Source organism: Pseudomonas sp. NPDC089396 (assembly GCF_044749545.1).
Classification (GTDB): Bacteria; Pseudomonadota; Gammaproteobacteria; order Pseudomonadales; family Pseudomonadaceae; genus Aquipseudomonas.
Genome location: NZ_JBIVIC010000004.1, coordinates 342,979 through 359,154, shown reverse-complemented (window position 1 = coordinate 359,154; position 16,176 = coordinate 342,979). Strand labels below are relative to the sequence as shown.

15 protein-coding genes are annotated in these 16,176 nt (G+C 63.6%); 7 read left to right on the top strand and 8 right to left on the bottom strand.

Annotation, left to right across the window (positions count from 1 at the left end; translation table 11 throughout):
* Positions 1-22: 22 nt before the first annotated feature.
* Together garD and ACIPZB_RS09845 are read left to right on the top strand one after the other, a co-directional pair.
* Positions 23-1,576, top strand: a complete 1,554-nt coding sequence (garD, locus tag ACIPZB_RS09850) for a galactarate dehydratase (RefSeq protein ID WP_400640047.1) — start codon at positions 23-25, stop codon at positions 1,574-1,576.
* Between the two features lie 177 nt (positions 1,577-1,753).
* Positions 1,754-3,334, top strand: coding sequence for an aldehyde dehydrogenase (NADP(+)) (locus ACIPZB_RS09845; protein WP_400640046.1), 1,581 nt, complete (start codon positions 1,754-1,756; stop codon positions 3,332-3,334).
* Between the two features lie 148 nt (positions 3,335-3,482).
* On the opposite strand, the gene ACIPZB_RS09840 is transcribed toward ACIPZB_RS09845, so the two are convergent.
* Positions 3,483-4,232, bottom strand: a complete 750-nt coding sequence (locus tag ACIPZB_RS09840) for a FadR/GntR family transcriptional regulator (protein ID WP_400640045.1) — start codon at positions 4,230-4,232, stop codon at positions 3,483-3,485.
* A 154-nt stretch (positions 4,233-4,386) separates the two neighbouring features.
* Here ACIPZB_RS09840 and ACIPZB_RS09835 point away from each other — a divergent pair, with 154 nt between their 5' ends.
* Complete coding sequence (locus ACIPZB_RS09835) at positions 4,387-5,046, top strand: DUF998 domain-containing protein (RefSeq protein ID WP_400640044.1); 660 nt, start codon at positions 4,387-4,389, stop codon at positions 5,044-5,046.
* 71 nt (positions 5,047-5,117) lie between these two features.
* Positions 5,118-5,447 (top strand): hypothetical protein, encoded by a 330-nt coding sequence (locus ACIPZB_RS09830; protein ID WP_008098255.1) that lies wholly within the window; start codon positions 5,118-5,120, stop codon positions 5,445-5,447.
* Between the two features lie 20 nt (positions 5,448-5,467).
* Here ACIPZB_RS09830 and ACIPZB_RS09825 read toward each other — a convergent pair whose 3' ends face one another.
* Both ACIPZB_RS09825 and ACIPZB_RS09820 read right to left on the bottom strand, forming a co-directional pair.
* Positions 5,468-5,734 carry a hypothetical protein gene (locus ACIPZB_RS09825; protein ID WP_400640043.1) on the bottom strand — a complete coding sequence of 89 codons (267 nt, stop codon included), beginning with the start codon at positions 5,732-5,734 and terminating at the stop codon, positions 5,468-5,470.
* Positions 5,735-5,841: 107 nt separating this feature from the next.
* A complete protein-coding gene (locus ACIPZB_RS09820; protein WP_400640042.1) occupies positions 5,842-7,056 on the bottom strand; it encodes a YeeE/YedE family protein in 1,215 nt (404 codons plus the stop codon).
* A gap of 198 nt (positions 7,057-7,254) precedes the next feature.
* On the opposite strand from ACIPZB_RS09820, the gene ACIPZB_RS09815 reads away from it, so the two are divergent.
* On the top strand, positions 7,255-8,163 hold the full coding sequence (locus ACIPZB_RS09815; protein WP_400640041.1) for a LysR family transcriptional regulator: 909 nt from the start codon (positions 7,255-7,257) through the stop codon (positions 8,161-8,163).
* Here the strand turns inward: ACIPZB_RS09815 and ACIPZB_RS09810 are convergent, their stop codons facing one another.
* Both ACIPZB_RS09810 and ACIPZB_RS09805 read right to left on the bottom strand, forming a co-directional pair.
* Positions 8,164-8,682, bottom strand: a complete 519-nt coding sequence (locus tag ACIPZB_RS09810) for a DMT family transporter (RefSeq protein ID WP_400640040.1) — start codon at positions 8,680-8,682, stop codon at positions 8,164-8,166.
* Positions 8,683-8,813: 131 nt separating this feature from the next.
* The gene (locus ACIPZB_RS09805) at positions 8,814-9,392 is read right to left on the bottom strand and encodes a hypothetical protein (protein WP_400640039.1); all 579 of its coding nucleotides are present in this window, start codon (positions 9,390-9,392) and stop codon (positions 8,814-8,816) included.
* A gap of 219 nt (positions 9,393-9,611) precedes the next feature.
* Here ACIPZB_RS09805 and ACIPZB_RS09800 point away from each other — a divergent pair, with 219 nt between their 5' ends.
* Both ACIPZB_RS09800 and ACIPZB_RS09795 read left to right on the top strand, forming a co-directional pair.
* Complete coding sequence (locus ACIPZB_RS09800; RefSeq protein WP_400640038.1) at positions 9,612-11,732, top strand: TonB-dependent receptor; 2,121 nt, start codon at positions 9,612-9,614, stop codon at positions 11,730-11,732.
* 215 nt (positions 11,733-11,947) lie between these two features.
* Entirely contained in the window at positions 11,948-12,247 is a 300-nt protein-coding gene (locus ACIPZB_RS09795) for a hypothetical protein (protein WP_400640037.1), read from the top strand.
* Positions 12,248-12,285: 38 nt separating this feature from the next.
* Here ACIPZB_RS09795 and ACIPZB_RS09790 read toward each other — a convergent pair whose 3' ends face one another.
* From ACIPZB_RS09790 to ACIPZB_RS09780, 3 genes are all read right to left on the bottom strand, one after another.
* A complete protein-coding gene (locus tag ACIPZB_RS09790) occupies positions 12,286-12,849 on the bottom strand; it encodes a hypothetical protein (protein WP_400640036.1) in 564 nt (187 codons plus the stop codon).
* Between the two features lie 27 nt (positions 12,850-12,876).
* Positions 12,877-13,689, bottom strand: coding sequence for a class I SAM-dependent methyltransferase (locus tag ACIPZB_RS09785; RefSeq protein WP_400640035.1), 813 nt, complete (start codon positions 13,687-13,689; stop codon positions 12,877-12,879).
* A gap of 217 nt (positions 13,690-13,906) precedes the next feature.
* Positions 13,907-16,093: an OsmC domain/YcaO domain-containing protein gene (locus ACIPZB_RS09780; protein WP_400640034.1), complete on the bottom strand. Its 2,187-nt coding sequence runs from the start codon at positions 16,091-16,093 to the stop codon at positions 13,907-13,909.
* Positions 16,094-16,176 lie beyond the last annotated feature (83 nt).

Here is a 16,176-nt window from a genome sequence, read left to right as displayed (position 1 = left end):
ATATGACAGACAGGGCCCCATCATGCAGTTGATCGAACATTCCGACTCGCCGCGCTACGTCCGCCTGCACGACGACGATAACGTCGTGGTGGTGGTCAACGACGGTGGCCTGGGCGAAGGCGCCCGCTTCGCCGACGGCCTGACCCTGGTCGAGGGCGTGCCGCAGAGCCACAAGGTCGCTACCGTGCCTATCGCCAAGGGCGAGCCGGTGCGCCGCTACGGCCAGATCATCGGCTACGCCCTGGAAGACCTGCGCCAGGGCAGCTGGGTACAGGAAAGCCAGCTGGCCATGCCCGCCGCCCCGGAACTGGACAGCCTGCCCCGCTGCGACGCGGTGCCCGCCCCCTTGCCACCGCTGGAAGGCTTCACCTTCGAAGGCTACCGCAACGCCGACGGCACCGTCGGTACCCGCAACATCCTCGGCATCACCACCACCGTGCAATGCGTGACCGGTGTGCTGGAGCATGCGGTCAAGCGCATCCGCGCCGAGTTGCTGCCCAAGTACCCCAACGTCGACGACGTGGTCGCCCTCACCCACAGCTACGGCTGCGGGGTGGCGATCAACGCCCGCGACGCCTACATCCCGATCCGCACCGTGCGCAACCTGGCGCGCAACCCCAACCTGGGCGGCGAGGCGCTGGTGATCAGCCTGGGCTGCGAGAAGCTGCAGGCCGGCCAGGTGATGCACGACAACGATCCCTCGGTAGACCTCAGCGAACCCTGGCTGTACCGCCTGCAGGATGCCAGCCTCGGTTTCAGCGAGATGATCGAGCAGATCATGGGCCTGGCCGAAACCCGCCTGAAAAAGCTGGACCAGCGCCGCCGCGAGACCGTGCCGGCCAGCGAACTGATCCTGGGCATGCAGTGCGGCGGCAGCGATGCGTTCTCCGGCATTACCGCCAACCCGGCGCTGGGCTATGCCGCCGACCTGCTGGTGCGCGCCGGCGCCACCGTATTGTTCTCGGAAGTGACCGAGGTGCGCGATGCCATCTACATGCTCACCTCCCGTGCCGAAAACCAGGCAGTCGCCGACGCCCTGGTGCGTGAGATGGACTGGTACGACCGCTACCTGCAGCAAGGCGCAGCCGACCGCAGTGCCAATACCACGCCTGGAAACAAGAAAGGCGGCCTGTCGAATATCGTCGAGAAATCCCTCGGCTCGATCGTCAAGTCGGGCAGCGGCGCCATCCAGGGCGTGCTCGGCCCGGGCGAGCGTGTCAACCGCAAGGGCCTGATCTTCTGCGCCACCCCGGCCAGCGACTTCGTCTGCGGCACTTTGCAGCTGGCAGCCGGCATGAACCTGCACGTGTTCACCACCGGCCGCGGCACGCCTTATGGCCTGGCCATGGCCCCGGTGGTCAAGGTCTGCACCCGCACCGAACTGGCCCAGCGCTGGCCCGACCTGATCGACATCGACGCCGGGCGCATCGCCAGTGGACGGGCGAGCATCGAGGAGCTGGGCTGGGAGCTGTTCCACTACTACCTGGACGTGGCCAGCGGCCGCAAGCAGACCTGGGCCGAACAGCACCGTCTGCACAACGACATCACCCTGTTCAATCCGGCCCCCATTACCTGATTGCTCACGGATCTTGTGGGAGCGGGCTTGTCCCGCGAAGCAGACAACGCGGTACCTGTGGGAGCCGGCTTGCCGGCGATGCAGGCACTGCGGTGCGTGGCACCGGCTTTGCCGGTGATCGCCGGCAAGCCGGCTCCCACAACACCACGATCAACCCATTCATCAACGGAGCACCCCATGCCTGAGATTCTTGGCCACAACTTCATCGCCGGCCAGCGCAGCGCCGCCGGCCTTCAGCGCCTGCAGAGCCTGGACGCCACCACCGGCGAGGCCCTGCCCTACAGCTTCGCCCAGGCCACCGAGGCCGAAGTCGACCAGGCCGCCCAGGCAGCCGCCGCAGCCTTCGCCGAATTCCGCCAGCTGGCGCCTGCGCGCCGCGCCGAATTCCTCGACGCCATTGCCGCCGAGCTGGATGAACTGGACGACGCCTTCGTCGCCATCGTCTGCCGTGAAACCGCCCTGCCTGCCGCGCGCATCCAGGGCGAACGTGGCCGCACCAGCGGCCAGATGCGCCTGTTCGCCCAGGTACTGCGCCGTGGCGACTACCTGGGTGCCCGCATCGACCTGGCCCTGCCCGAGCGCCAGCCGCTGCCGCGTGTAGACCTGCGCCAGATGCGCATTGGCGTCGGCCCGGTGGCGGTGTTCGGCGCCAGCAACTTCCCGCTGGCCTTCTCCACCGCCGGCGGTGACACCGCTGCTGCCCTGGCCGCCGGCTGCCCGGTGGTGTTCAAGGCGCACAGCGGCCACATGGCCACCGCCGACCTGGTCGGCTGTGCGATCCAGCGCGCCGCCGAACGTACCGGCATGCCCAAGGGCGTGTTCAACATGGTCTTCGGGGGTGGCGTCGGCGAGTGGCTGGTCAAGCACCCGGCGATCCAGGCAGTCGGCTTTACCGGCTCGCTCAAGGGCGGTGATGCCCTGTGCCGCATGGCCGCCGAGCGCCCGCAGCCGATTCCGGTGTTCGCTGAAATGTCCAGCATCAACCCGGTGATCATCCTGCCCGGCGCCCTGGCCAAGCGCGGGGACGCCATTGCCCGCGAGCTGGCCGGCTCGGTCTGCCTGGGTGCTGGCCAGTTCTGCACCAACCCCGGTCTGGTGATCGGTCTGCAATCGCCGCAGTACAGCCAGCTGCTTGCCGACCTCGGCCAGCACCTGGATGCCCAGGCCGGGCAGACCTTGCTCAATGTCGGAGGCCTGCGCAGCTACGTCGGCGGCCTGGAGCACCTGCAGGCACACGCCGGCATTACCCATCTGGCCGGCCAGCCCCAGCAAGGCAGCCAGGCGCGTGCCCAGCTGTTCAAGGCTGATGCCCGTCTGCTGGTGGAAGCCGACCCACTGCTGCAGGAAGAAGTGTTCGGCCCGACCACCGTGGCGGTCGAGGTGCAGGACAATGCGCAACTGCGCGCCGCCCTGCTCGGCCTGCGCGGCCAGCTGACCGCGACGCTGATCGGCGAGCCGGAAGACTTCGAAGCCTTTGCCTGGCTGGTGCCGCTGCTGGAAGAGAAAGTCGGCCGGATCCTGGTCAACGGTTACCCGACCGGTGTCGAGGTGTGCGATGCGATGGTGCACGGCGGCCCTTACCCGGCCACTTCCGATGCCCGAGGGACGTCGGTCGGCACCTTGGCCATCGACCGCTTCCTGCGCCCGGTGTGCTACCAGAACTACCCGCAGGCGCTGCTGCCCGAGGCGCTGCGCGATGGCAACCCGCTGGGCTTGCGGCGCCTGGTGAATGGGCAGTGGAGTGATGGGGCAATCTGAGTGCCCTGATGCAAGAAGCCCCGCAAATGCGGGGCTTTCTTTTGTCTGTACTGGCCCTATCGCCGGCAAGCCGGCTCCCACAGGGTTCGAGGTGATCCTTGTGGGAGTCGGCTTGCCGGCGATAGGGCCGCAATGGCCAGCGAGAAAATCAGACCCCTTGCGCCTCGGCCTCTTCATGCGCCTGGCGCAACCGCTCGCGGCTATTGCTCAAATGCATGCGCATGGCCATCTTCGCGCCCTCGCTGTCGCGCCGGGCAATGGCCTCGTAGATAGCTTCGTGCTCATGCATCAGGCGGCCCATGTAGTGCGCCTGGTCATCATGCGCCAGGCGCGCCGAATTGAGCCGGGTCCGTGGAATGATGCTGGTGCCCAGGTGGTTGATGATGTCGGCGAAATAATGGTTGCCGCTGGCCTGGGCGATGCGCAGGTGGAACTGGAAATCCGCCGACACCGCATCGTTGGCATGGGCGGCCCCTTCGTTGAGCTCATCAAGCGCCGCACGCATGCCGGCCAGCTCATCATCGCTGCGCCGCTGCGCGGCCAGGCCGGCGGACTCGATCTCCAGGGCGATGCGCAGTTCCAGCACCGCCAACACTTCGCGCAAGGTGACCACGGTGGCGGGGTCTATGCGGAACCCGCCCGTGGCAGGCATGTCCAGCACGAAGGTGCCGATACCGTGGCGCGTCTCTACCTGGCCTGCGGCCTGCAGCCGCGAGATCGCCTCACGCACCACGGTGCGGCTGACCCCTTCCTCGGCCATGATCTGCGATTCGGTCGGCAGTTTGTCGCCGCGCTTGAGCTGGCCACTGCGGATGCGCTCGGTCAACACCGTGACCAGTTCCTGGGCCAGACTGCGCGGCTTGCGCCGGGTCCGTGCTTGTATCTGCTGCTCTGTCATGTCCCTGTATTTCACCTCGAAAGACAGCGGTCATGATAACGCAAGCAGTTGTACGATCACATACGCACATGCACTATTTGTCACAGTGCAAGAGACAGGACAATTGCCATTGAACACGGGTACTGTATGCGTTTCCATGGAAGGAAGCCCAAGCATGCAAACACTTGATCGCTCGCTGCTCACCTGTGGCCTGCTCATCCCCCTCTGGCTCCTGCTCGGCGTCTGGCTCACCGCCCAGGCCTACCCTGGCTACGACCACCTGCAACACGCTATGAGCCTGCTCGGTGCTCAGGGCGCACCCACCCAGCACTGGTCGCCGCTGGTCAACAACTACCCGCTTGCCCTGCTATTTGCCCTTTTTGCCTGGGGCCTGGCTCGACGCTGGCGGGGCTCCAGGCTGGCGTTGCTGAGCGCCATGCTGATCCTGTTACATGGTCTGGGCAGCCTTGGTACCGGCTGGTTTTCCTGCGACGTGGACTGCACACCTGTTCAGCCCTCACCCTCACAGCAACTGCACAACCTCTTCGGCATGTTGATGTTTCTCTCGCTGACCATGGCTTCCGCCCTCTGGGCATGGCTCGGCAAGTGCGAGGCTGACTCACTGCCACTAGGGTGGTTTTCACTGATTTGCGTGATCGCGTCTATCAGTACCGTCGCCCTCATGGCGCACGCCGCACAAAGCGGCCAATTTTTCGGCCTGTATCAACGACTGAATTATGGCGTATCCGTGCTGTGGATCGCCGGTTTGGCACTATTCAGCCTGCGCTCCACAGCAGCGAACAGTGCGCACAGCACCTCGCAACGGCCTAACTAGCAAAATACTGGCCCCCAGGCATCTCAAGCGAAGGCAAACTCCCTTAATCTTCAGATGCTTAGGACAGCAACATGCGAGTATTTCTAGCAACGATGGCCGGCTGCCTGCTGGCCTCGACCGCCTTCGGCGCCCACGCCAGGACGCTGAGCCAGAATGATCGCCAGGTCTGTGACTGGGGTTCCCAGATTGCCGCCGAGGCCCAGCAGGCCAAGCTTTCCGGCGTCACCCTGTACGCTACGCGCAATAAGCTGCAAAAGCGCAAGTTCCCCAAGCCATGGATGCGCATGACGGCCTTCGGCATTACCGAACAGACCTACAACAGCCGCTCCCAATTGAAGCCGCCTGCGATCAAGCAAACCTACTACGAGCAATGTGTTCAGCATGCGCTAGCCAAAAAATAAATTATATATTTTTCATATGCTTAACAGACATTTCTCATATTAGATCGAGAAAATGGTGTGCCGAGTCGCGCACCACAAGTAGATACCTGCTGCCACGCCCAGCGCCATTGCGGTAGCACCCGCGCGCGTGAGTCGCCGTTCAGAAAAAGATCGTAAGACACTGAAAGATAAGCAATTGTGTTGCGCAGACTGTGCATGCATTGCTGGCCGGGCTGCTGGGCTTGCAGGTGTTCGAGTTGCATGACCTCAGCGCCGCCGGTGGCGCTGAGGACGATACGGGTAGCCATGTTCGATTCCTTGAGGGAGTGCAAGATCGGCTCAGGCTAATTAGCCCGCGGGAATCGAACAATCAGGGCAGGTGCAGATGATTGCTGCACCGGGTGAAGCAATCTATTCAGCAGCCAGTGAGTGCCACCGGCCGGCGCTCCCCGGCAAAGAACAGCGGACGCAGGCGCACACCAATCAGGTTGCCGGTGTAGGCAGCCACCAGCCACAACCAGCCATGCACACTGCCCGAGGCGATGCCGCTGAAATAGGCGCCAATATTGCAGCCGTAGGCCAGGCGCGAGCCATAACCCAGCAACAGGCCACCAATGACCGCGGCGATCAGCGACGGCAGCGGAATCTTAAGGCTCGGCGCGAAGCGGCCGGCCAGGCCTGCGGCCAGCAGCGCACCGAGCACGATGCCGATGTCCATGACCGTGGTGATGTCTTGCCACAATGGCGCGGCCAGGGCCTTGGCGTTGGCCGGAGCCTGCCAGAACACCCAGCTGCCGACGTCCACACCCAGGCTGGAGAGGGTCTTTGCACCCCACAGGGCGAAGGCCGAGGTAATGCCCCATGGGCGCCCGGCCAGGGCCAGGGTGGCGTAGTTCAGCAACGCCAGTGCGACAGCACCCCAGAGCAGTGGCCACGGACCGCGCAGGAAGCGACGCAGGCCCCGGTGTTCGCTGCTCACTGGGGCTTCGAGGGCACCGTGGCGGCGCCGTTCCAGTACCACGGTGGCCCAGGCGATCAGCGCAAACACTGCCACGCTTGCCAGCAGCGCCGGGCCAACACCCCAGACTTGAACGATCGAGGTGGCCGGGAACGATGGCAGTGCGAACCACCAGTCAGCATGGTGCGTGGCGGTGACCGAGCCGATGATGAAGAACAGCAGGGTCACCAGCATCCGCGCATTGCCGCCGCCGACAGTGAACAGCGTGCCGGAGGCGCAACCGCCGCCCAATTGCATGCCGATACCGAAAATGAACGCCCCGAACACCACCGAGACCCCGGCCGGCGCTACCAGCCCGGTGACGGGGTTGCCGAACAGGCTGCCAGCGGACAGTGCAGGGAAGAACAACAGCACGGCCAGGGTCAGCATGACCATCTGCGCGCGCAGACCTGCGCCGCGTCGTTCGTTGATGAACACGCGCCAGGCCGAGGTGAAGCCAAAGGCGGCGTGGTAGAGCGTCAGGCCAAGGGCGGCGCCAACGCTCAGCAGCAACACCTGCTTGAAACCGGCGTTGAGATTGAGGAACCAGGCGCCGGCCAGCAGCAGGGCCAGGGCGATCAAGGGCGCGCCCAGGCGGCGCGGTACGGGTGTGGCGGTTGCGGAGAGACCCATGGGAATGCTCGGATTACAGTGAAACGGGCCGCGAGTATAACGCCGTTGTGCCTGTTCTGGCCTCATCGCCGGCAAGCCGGCTCCCACACAGATTTCAGTGTCTGTGCTGTACCTGTGGGAGCTGGCTTGCCGGCGATGAGGCCAATACATCTGTTAGGCTGATACAACCTCCCCCGAAGCCACCCGACCATTCGCCCCATGGATGAACTGCGCAAGATCGACCTCAACCTCTTGCTGGCCCTGCATGCGCTGCTCAGCGAAAAGCACGTGACCCGCGCCGCCCTGCGCCTGCACCGCAGCCAGCCGGCGGTCAGCCACGCCCTGGCGCAATTGCGCACCTATTTCGACGACCCCCTGCTGATCCGCCAGCATGGCCAAATGACCCTGAGCGCGCGTGCCCAGGCCTTGGCCAAGCCCCTGCAAGACGCCCTGGGCAGCCTCAACGGCCTGCTCGCCACGCCGCATTTCGACCCGGCTAAGGCGCAACGTCGCTTTCGCCTGTCATTGTCCGATTACTCCTCGCGCATCATCCTGCCGCCGTTGGTCCGTCACCTGCGCCGGGTGGCGCCAGGTGTCGACCTGGCGATCAGCCAGGCCAGTCGCGAGACCATGCTGGCGCAACTGCAGGATGGCGAACTCGACCTCGCCCTGGGCATCTTCCCTGAGCTGCCGCCAGCCATCACCGCGCAAACCCTGTTCGAGGACAGCTTCATCAGCGTGGCCGACCGCCAGGTATTGCCCGCCAAGGGTGGCCTGGCGCTCGACGACTGGCTGGCGCGCCCCCACGTGCTGATGGCCATGCGCCCGGACGCCCACGACGAAATCGAACGCGCCCTGGCCGCACAGGGCTTGCGCCGGCGCATCGCCCTGGCGCTGCCGCACTGGAGTGCTGCGGTCGAGGTGCTGAGCGGCACCGACCTGGTACTGACCGTGGCCAAGCGTGCCGTTGGCCCGATGCGCCAGTACCAGACCCTGCGCCAGTTCAGCCCACCCTTGCCCATTCCCACCTTTGCCTATCAGCAAGCCTGGCACGCGCGAAAGGACACCGATCCAGGCCATCGCTGGCTGCGAGAGGCGGTATGGGCGTGCAGCCAGCCCGGCCAATGATCAACCTTCAGGCTGTTTGGCAATGACCGCGCCATTACCCGCCGGGCTTGCCGCCCAACTGCCCTGAACCAGAAATACCCCGGCCAGGATCAGCACTACCCCGGCAACCCGGGCCAGGCTGATCGGCTTGCTGGTGACGCCCATCAGGCCGAAGTGATCGACGATCACCGAAGTGAGGATCTGCCCCGCCACCACCAGTACCAGAAAGCCCGCAGTACCCAAGCGAGGGATCAAGGCTGCAGCGCCCGCCACGTATAGGGCACCCAGTACGCCGCCGATCCACAGCCACCAGGGGCCTTGCAGGGCCTTGCCCAGGTCGGGCATGGGCACCCGCAGAATCAGCAGCGCCGCGATGACCACCAGTGAGCTGACCGTCAGCGACGTGAACGCGCCCCACAACCAGTGCCCCAGCGCACGGCCGACGGCCGCATTACCCGCTGCCTGGAAAGGCAGGACGGCGCCGGCGATCAGGGCCATGAGCAAAGGAAGGAACGCGAGCAGCAGGGTTTTGTTGGACATGGATGCACTCATCGACAGTCAGGATGAGTGCATCATGGTGAATTGACAGGGCGAATGGAAATCGAAGCGGTGCACCCTGATTATTCGCGGTATTGATAAGACGATTCAGCAGTGCCGCTTATCCCTGAGGTTCAACGCGAGGTTTCGACCCTCAGCACCTCGGTGTAGATCGCATCGACGGTCTGGCCTTTCTTGAGGTTCTTCATGCGCGCTTGCAGATCCGGGTTCTCGACTTTCACCACCTGCACCTTGCCTTCCGGCGGCATCAGGGTCACCTCGTGTTTTTTCAGGTCGATCGCCTCGATTTTCGAAGTGACCTTCACCTGACGGAACGCCTCGCCCCCCGGGTTCGGGTTGGCCTCGGTGGCGCGGATGGTACCGGATTCCGAACTGGCTTTCGGCGCCCCGCCTACCTCGGTATTGAGCACATACGCCACCGCACGGGTGACGTAGATGTCGACCTTGTCACCCACCTTCAGATTCGGCAGGGCCTTGGCCTTTTCCGTCAACTGGAACGTCACGGGCTTGTCATCTGCCCCTTTCACCGTGACCTGGCGGGTTGCCTGGTCGATGGCCGTGACCTCGGTTTTGATATGGCTTTCCAGCGCTTCGCTAGCGATCGGAATATCGGCCGCCTGCACGGTAAAACTGGCAGTGGCAACCAAGCTGGCGAGCGCAACGGCACGCGCGAGAGTGCTAAGAGAATTCATAGGCCTGCATCCCTGTGATCAAGAGCGGAGTCGTGTGCGTGAGAAGTTCACGCGCAAACAAGCATAGCTATTACCCGGCACTCTGCCCTTGTCCCATGTCATTTCGCCGCAACCTGACCTCGGCGCTATTGCGATAGCAAATACGAATTCTTTACACTTGCTTTACATTTACAAATCGTTACTATTCGTGACCTCAGATCAACAATCGAGTCGCGATTCATGACAAAGAAGTCTGTTGCCCCGGCCTCCCTCTCGGTCCTGGGCCTGCTGGTGGTTCCTGCGGTACATGCTGAAAGCCAGGGCGAACTCGCCTTGCCCGCCACCTCCGTCACCAGTGCCTACGAGCAGCAGAGCTACAAGGCCAGCGACAGCCGCAGCGCGCTCAAGATCGACGCCCCGCTGCGCGACATTCCGCAAACCGTCAACGTCGTGCCGGAAAGCGTGATCAAGGACCAGGGCGCCCAGTCCATGGAAGACGTGCTGAAAAACGTGCCTGGGATCGGCATGTCCAACGGCGACGGTCAGCGCGACCAGGTGACCATCCGCGGCTTCAGCGCTATTGGCGACATGTACATCGACGGCGTGCGCGATGACGCCCTGTACTTCCGCGACCTGTCCAACATCGAGCGCGTCGAGGTCGTCAAAGGCCCGGCCGCCGTGCTCTATGGCCGTGGCTCTTCCGGTGGCCTGATCAACAGCATCAGCAAGAAACCCAACTTCGCGCCCAAGCGCGAGGTGGGCGTGACCTTCGACAGCGAAGGCAAGCGCCGCACCCAGTTCGACACCGGCTGGGCCGACCCGCAGGGCAACCAGGCCTACCGCATGACCGGTGCCTTCGAAGACAGCGACACCTTCCGCGACGACGGCTACATCGACCGCAAGGCGATTGCCCCATCGGCCTATTTCAAGCTGTCCGACGACCTGGAGCTGAACCTCGGCGCCACTTACCTGTACGACAAACGCCTGATCGACTTCGGCGTCCCGGCGCTGGGCGACCGTCCGGTGGACGTCGACCGCGACAAGCGCTTCGGTTCCGGCGATGCCGACCAGGACTATGCCCGCAGCGAAGTGTTCTCGCTGACCGCAAGCTTGGACTATCGGATCAATGACGACCTCACCCTGACCAACACCAGCCGTTACTACCGTTACGACCTGGACCGCAACAACACCCTGGCCGACACCAGCCCGACCCGCTTCGTCACCTCCCCCGATGGCGAGCTGCTGATCAAGCTCAACCGCGGCAACGTCGCGCGTGACGAATACGGCGTGTTCAACCAGACCGAACTCAAGCAGCAGGCGCAGTTGCTGGGCATGCAGCACAATCTGCTGTACGGCGTGGAAGTCGGCTTCCAGGACAAGTACCAACGGGTGTTCAGCCAGAACAACGTGGCCCAGGTGCCGGTCTTTGGCGATGGCCTGGTGCCTGTACCGGAGCATGCCGCCAACCTGTCCTCCAAGGGCACCAACTACCAGGAGACTACCGGCCTTTACGTGCAGGACATGATCGAGCTGAACGAGCACTGGAAAGCCCTGGTCGGTGTGCGCTACGACATCTTCGGCCAGGAGTACGACGACGACCGCGTGCAGAATGTCGACCTCGACCGCACCGACAAGACCTGGAGCCCACGCGCAGGTCTTGTGTATCAGCCGGACCAGATCCAGTCGTACTACGTGTCGGTCAGCCGCAGCTACCAGCCTTCGGGCGAAGTGTTCGCGGTCAGCCCAAGCAGTGAGCACCTGGAGCCGGAAGAAACAACCAACTACGAAATCGGCGCCAAGTGGGACTTGCTCGACAGCCGCCTGGCGGTGACCGCGGCCATCTTCCGCCTGGAACGCACCAACATGAAGACCGCCGACCCGGCCAACCCGAACCTGACCGTGCTGGCTGGCGAGCAGCGCACCGATGGCTTCGAGGCCACGGTCAGCGGCCAGTTGACGGACAAATGGCAGGTATATGCCGGCTATGCCTACCTGGATGCCGAGATCACCAAGTCCAACAGCAAGACCAATGGTGTGCCCAACGAAGGCCAGGTGCCGACCCTGACGCCACGCAACAGCGCCAACCTGTGGCTGGTGCGCACGCTCACTCCCCAGTGGCGTGTGGCGGCGGGTGCCAACTACGTCGACGAGCGCTACACCGCACTCGACAACAAGGTGGTCATGCCGGGTTACACCACCTTCGACGCCGCCCTGCTCTACGGCGAGCCCGAGTGGGACATGGCGCTGCGCCTGAAGAACGTGTTCGACCGCGACTACTACGCCTCGGCGCACGGCTCGGTGGACCTGATCACCCCCGGTGCGCCACGCACCCTGGAAGCCAGCCTGAACTACCGTTTCTGATCTGGAGCAGGCTCGGCCCAATCGCCGGCAAGCCGGCTCCCACAGGAATCCCATGCAGTTCAAGGACTGCGCAGTACCTGTGGGAGCCGGCTTGCCGGCGATTGGGCCCGAACAGGCGACAGAGCTTGCGGATCGCCACGTCGTCCGATTGGTTCACCGCCTGGCTTGTTTGACATATCCTCAAAGCATTAACCCGCCCCAACAGAGGCAAAGGCATGAACGCTCACCCCGCACGACCCTACGCGTTCTGGGCTGCGCATGCCCTGCTTGCCCTGTGCGTGGCGCTGACCGCAGGGTGTTCGAGCAAAAGCAGCAAGCCCCGTTCCTACGCTGCGGCGCAGGGCTCCAACTGCTTCGCCAAAGCCGTGCCCAGCCTTGGCGAAGGCGGCCTGGCCTGGGGCAACACACTGAGCATCGCCCGGCAGAAGTCGATGAACAACTGCATTCGCTATGCAGGCCGCTCGGGGGGAACCCCGAACACTTGCCAGGTCGTCATGGCCAAGTGCAAGAACTAGTCGCTACTCAGGTTCTCATCCGCTGAGCGGGAAAGCATTCAGTCATCAACTACCGGTTGGCCAGTGGCGGCCACGTAACGGTCGAAGGCCGCGACCTGGGCAGCCATGCGGTCGGCCGACTGGTAATGCTGAACATGCTGCCTGTACCCGGCAAACTCGGCAGAGTGCGCACCATCGGCGAACAGGGACGCAGTGGCTGCGCTCTGCACCAGCCAGTAGACCTCATCCGAAAGTTCATGGGCTTTGCTGCAGCCCAGGGTGATGGCCTGGCTCAGCAGCTCGCTGGCCAGATGCCGACCTGCGTCGCGCAGCGCGTCATCGGTCACCGGCGCAGGCGCTTTGGTCACTTGCGCCAAAAATGCCGCATAGCGCTGCTGCAATGGCGCGCCAACAAGGCCTAGCGGTGGGATTTCAGGAGGCGGCAGGTCGAGCGGTTCGTACGCCCGGTTACGTGGTAGCCAGGCCAGGTTCTGCTCGACACGGGAGGGAGCAAAACCCGGCTCGACGGCCACCTGTTTGCCTGATCTGCGCTCGAGACAAGCTCTCAGACGGTGGTAGAACGTGATCACCATGACATCCTTGTGGGTGCGCGAGAACTGCATGCTACCCGGATCTCGAAAAGCCAGTACTCAGCGCTTCATGATTACAACTTCCAGGTATTCGCTGGGTACCACGAGCGACGATGACCCGCCCTGATTGTTTTCATTCAGCAATGCGGTCAGGTCGCTTTCCAGTGCCGCAGCGGCATCCGCTGGCAACGCCGCGAAAGCCTTGTGCACCGGCCCATACCAGGTGCGAAACATCTCGATGAAATGCGCCGCCGAGCGGTAACGGAAGTTGAAATGCTGGCGGGTGATGTCCATGGCGCCGATCGCGCCTTCGAACATGGCGCGAAGTTGTTCTTCATCGCCCCAGCGCGACGGCGGCAACGCCCCGGCGGGCGGTGGCACGTGCCGGCCGAGGGTCTTGAACATCTGCCCGACGAAACCCTGCGGCGTCCAGTTGGCCAACCCTACCCGGCCACCGGAACGACAGACCCGGGCCAGTTCTCGCGCGGCCTGGGCCTGGTCGGGGGCGAACATCACGCCAAAGGTCGAAACGACGGCATCGAAGGTGGCGTCCTTGAACGGCAAGGCCTCGGCATCGGCCACCTGAAAAACAACGTTCAGGCGTTCGGCGCGGGCACGCTCTTCCCCGCGCTTGAGCAGCTCGGGCACATAGTCCGTGGAGGTGACTCGGCAACCGCGCCGGGCGGCGGCCAGGGTGGCGTTACCATTGCCCGCCGCGACATCCAGCACCTGCTCGTCCCAGCGCAGGTCGCAGGCCTCTGCAAGCCGTTCGCCCACCAGTTGCAAGGTAGTACCGATCACTGCGTAGTCACCGCTGGCCCAAGCCGCCTGCTGTCGGGCCTTCAGTGCATTGGTATCCAAAGGAGTGCTCATTCGTCTGCGCCTTCTTGTTGTGAGCGCGGCCGAGGTCCTTCTGGCGGTCTACGCGCCATGCAGTAGGTGAAGTGTGTGGCCAGCTACGGCCGGCAAACAGCTAAGCGCTGGTACGGGAATGCAGCAAGCGCTAATGCCTGACTGGCAATACGGATTGGCAATAGGGATAAGACGTTGCCGCTATAAGAGGGGCGCATGGCGCCCCTCGGCAGCGCCGTCAGACCGCTTTGGCCCGCGCGGCGTGCAGCTTCTTGTAGCTCTCGATCAGGCGCAGGTGACGGTCCAGCCCTTCGAGCTTCATGCTGGTCGGCGTCAGGCCATGGAAGCGCACGCTGCCGTCCACCGAACCCAGCACCGCGTCCATGCGCGGGTTGCCGAACATGCGGCGGAAGTTGGCCTCGTAGTCCTGCATTTCCAACTCGTCGTCGAGCACCACTTCCAGCACGACATTAAGCGCCTGGTAGAACAGGCCGCGCTCGACGGTGTTGTCGTTGAACTGCAAGAAGGCCTCGACCAGTTCCTTGGCGTCCTCGAAACGCTGCAACGCCAGGCAGATCAGCAGTTTCAGCTCAAGGATGGTGAGCTGGCCCCACACGGTGTTGTCGTCGAACTCGACACCGATCAGGGTGGTGATGGTGGTGTAGTCATCGACATCGCAGTTGTCCAGACGCTTGCGCAGCGCACGCAGCGCGCGGTTGTCGAGACTGTGCAGGTTGAGGATGTCGGCACGGAAGCCAAGGGCGCGGTTGGTGTTGTCCCAGATCAGATCCTCGACCGGGTAGATCTCCGAGTAACCCGGCACCAGGATGCGGCAGGCGGTGGCGCCGAGGTTGTCGTACACGGCCATGTACACTTCCTTGCCCAGGTCCTCGAGGATGCCGAACAGGGTCGCGGCCTCTTGAATGTTGGAGTCTTCGCCGTGACCGGAGAAGTCCCACTCGACGAACTCGAAATCGGCCTTGGCACTGAAGAAGCGCCACGACACCACACCGCTGGAATCGATGAAGTGCTCGACGAAGTTGTTCGGCTCAGTCAACGCATGGCTTTCGAAGGTCGGCTGCGGCAGGTCGTTCAAGCCCTCGAAGCTGCGCCCTTGCAACAGCTCGGTGAGGCTGCGCTCCAGCGCCACCTCGAAGCTTGGGTGCGCGCCGAACGAGGCGAACACGCCGCCGGTGCGCGGGTTCATCAAGGTCACGCACATGACCGGGAACTCGCCACCGAGCGAGGCATCCTTGACCAGCACCGGGAAGCCCTGCTCTTCCAGCCCCTGAATGCCAGCGAGGATAGCCGGGTACTTGGCCAGTACTTCTTGCGGCACGTCCGGCAAGGCCAGCTCGCCTTCGAGGATCTCACGCTTGACCGCCCGCTCGAAGATCTCCGACAGGCACTGCACCTGCGCCTCGGCCAGGGTATTGCCGGCGCTCATGCCGTTGCTCAGGAACAGGTTTTCGATCAGGTTGGACGGGAAGTACACCACCTGCTCGTCCGACTGGCGCACGAACGGCAGCGAGCAGATGCCACGGGCGGTGTTGCCCGAGTTGGTGTCGTACAGGTGCGAACCGCGCAGCTCGTCGTCCGGGTTGTAGATCTCCAGGCAGTACGCATCGAGAATCTCGGCCGGCAGCGCATCCTTGGGGCCTGGCTTGAACCACTGCTCGTTGGGGTAATGCACGAACGGCGCGTTGGCGATGTCCTCGCCCCAGAACTGGTCGTTGTAGAAGAAGTTGCAGTTCAAGCGCTCGATGAACTCGCCCAGCGCCGAGGCCAGCGCGGCCTCCTTGGTCGAGCCCTTGCCGTTGGTGAAGCACATTGGCGATTGCGCATCGCGCACGTGCAGCGACCAGACGTTGGGCACGATGTTGCGCCACGAGGCGATCTCGATCTTCATCCCCAGCCCGGCAAGAAGGCCCGACATGTTGGCGATGGTCTGCTCCAGGGGCAGGTCCTTGCCGGGGATGTAGGTGGTGGTGTCGGCCACCGGCATCAGCAGGCCCTGGGCATCGGCGTCGAGGTTGTCGACTTCTTCGATGATGAACTCGGGGCCGGTCTGCACCACTTTCTTGACCGTGCAACGGTCGATGGAGCGCAGGATGCCCTGGCGGTCCTTTTCGGAAATGTCTTCGGGCAGCTCGACCTGGATCTTGAAGATCTGGTTGTAGCGGTTCTCCGGGTCGACGATGTTGTTCTGCGACAGGCGGATATTCTCGGTGGGGATATCGCGGGTCTGGCAGTACAGCTTGACGAAGTACGCGGCGCACAGTGCCGACGAGGCAAGGAAATAGTCGAACGGGCCTGGCGCCGAACCGTCGCCTTTGTAGCGAATCGGTTGGTCGGCGATCACCGTGAAGTCGTCGAACTTGGCTTCCAGACGAAGGTTGTCGAGAAAATTGACCTTGATTTCCATGCGGGATTACCGTGATTTAAGCGTGCAAAACGAAATTGGCCGGCATTATCCGGGTTTTTCGACTGGAAGTCCTGTTTGTCGGC

Excerpts from the sequence above, each read along its gene's own strand:
- ACIPZB_RS09825 (WP_400640043.1), bottom strand. The coding sequence starts at position 5,734 with ATGGCTACCCGTATCGTCCTCAGCGCCACCGGCGGCGCTGAGGTCATG.
- ACIPZB_RS09795 (WP_400640037.1), top strand. The coding sequence starts at position 11,948 with ATGAACGCTCACCCCGCACGACCCTACGCGTTCTGGGCTGCGCATGCC.
- ACIPZB_RS09790 (WP_400640036.1), bottom strand. The coding sequence starts at position 12,849 with ATGCAGTTCTCGCGCACCCACAAGGATGTCATGGTGATCACGTTCTAC.
- garD (WP_400640047.1), top strand. The coding sequence starts at position 23 with ATGCAGTTGATCGAACATTCCGACTCGCCGCGCTACGTCCGCCTGCAC.
- ACIPZB_RS09830 (WP_008098255.1), top strand. The coding sequence starts at position 5,118 with ATGCGAGTATTTCTAGCAACGATGGCCGGCTGCCTGCTGGCCTCGACC.
- ACIPZB_RS09840 (WP_400640045.1), bottom strand. The coding sequence starts at position 4,232 with ATGACAGAGCAGCAGATACAAGCACGGACCCGGCGCAAGCCGCGCAGT.
- ACIPZB_RS09835 (WP_400640044.1), top strand. The coding sequence starts at position 4,387 with ATGCAAACACTTGATCGCTCGCTGCTCACCTGTGGCCTGCTCATCCCC.
- ACIPZB_RS09810 (WP_400640040.1), bottom strand. The coding sequence starts at position 8,682 with ATGTCCAACAAAACCCTGCTGCTCGCGTTCCTTCCTTTGCTCATGGCC.
- ACIPZB_RS09805 (WP_400640039.1), bottom strand. The coding sequence starts at position 9,392 with ATGAATTCTCTTAGCACTCTCGCGCGTGCCGTTGCGCTCGCCAGCTTG.
- ACIPZB_RS09815 (WP_400640041.1), top strand. The coding sequence starts at position 7,255 with ATGGATGAACTGCGCAAGATCGACCTCAACCTCTTGCTGGCCCTGCAT.
- ACIPZB_RS09785 (WP_400640035.1), bottom strand. The coding sequence starts at position 13,689 with ATGAGCACTCCTTTGGATACCAATGCACTGAAGGCCCGACAGCAGGCG.
- ACIPZB_RS09820 (WP_400640042.1), bottom strand. The coding sequence starts at position 7,056 with ATGGGTCTCTCCGCAACCGCCACACCCGTACCGCGCCGCCTGGGCGCG.
- ACIPZB_RS09780 (WP_400640034.1), bottom strand. The coding sequence starts at position 16,093 with ATGGAAATCAAGGTCAATTTTCTCGACAACCTTCGTCTGGAAGCCAAG.
- ACIPZB_RS09845 (WP_400640046.1), top strand. The coding sequence starts at position 1,754 with ATGCCTGAGATTCTTGGCCACAACTTCATCGCCGGCCAGCGCAGCGCC.
- ACIPZB_RS09800 (WP_400640038.1), top strand. The coding sequence starts at position 9,612 with ATGACAAAGAAGTCTGTTGCCCCGGCCTCCCTCTCGGTCCTGGGCCTG.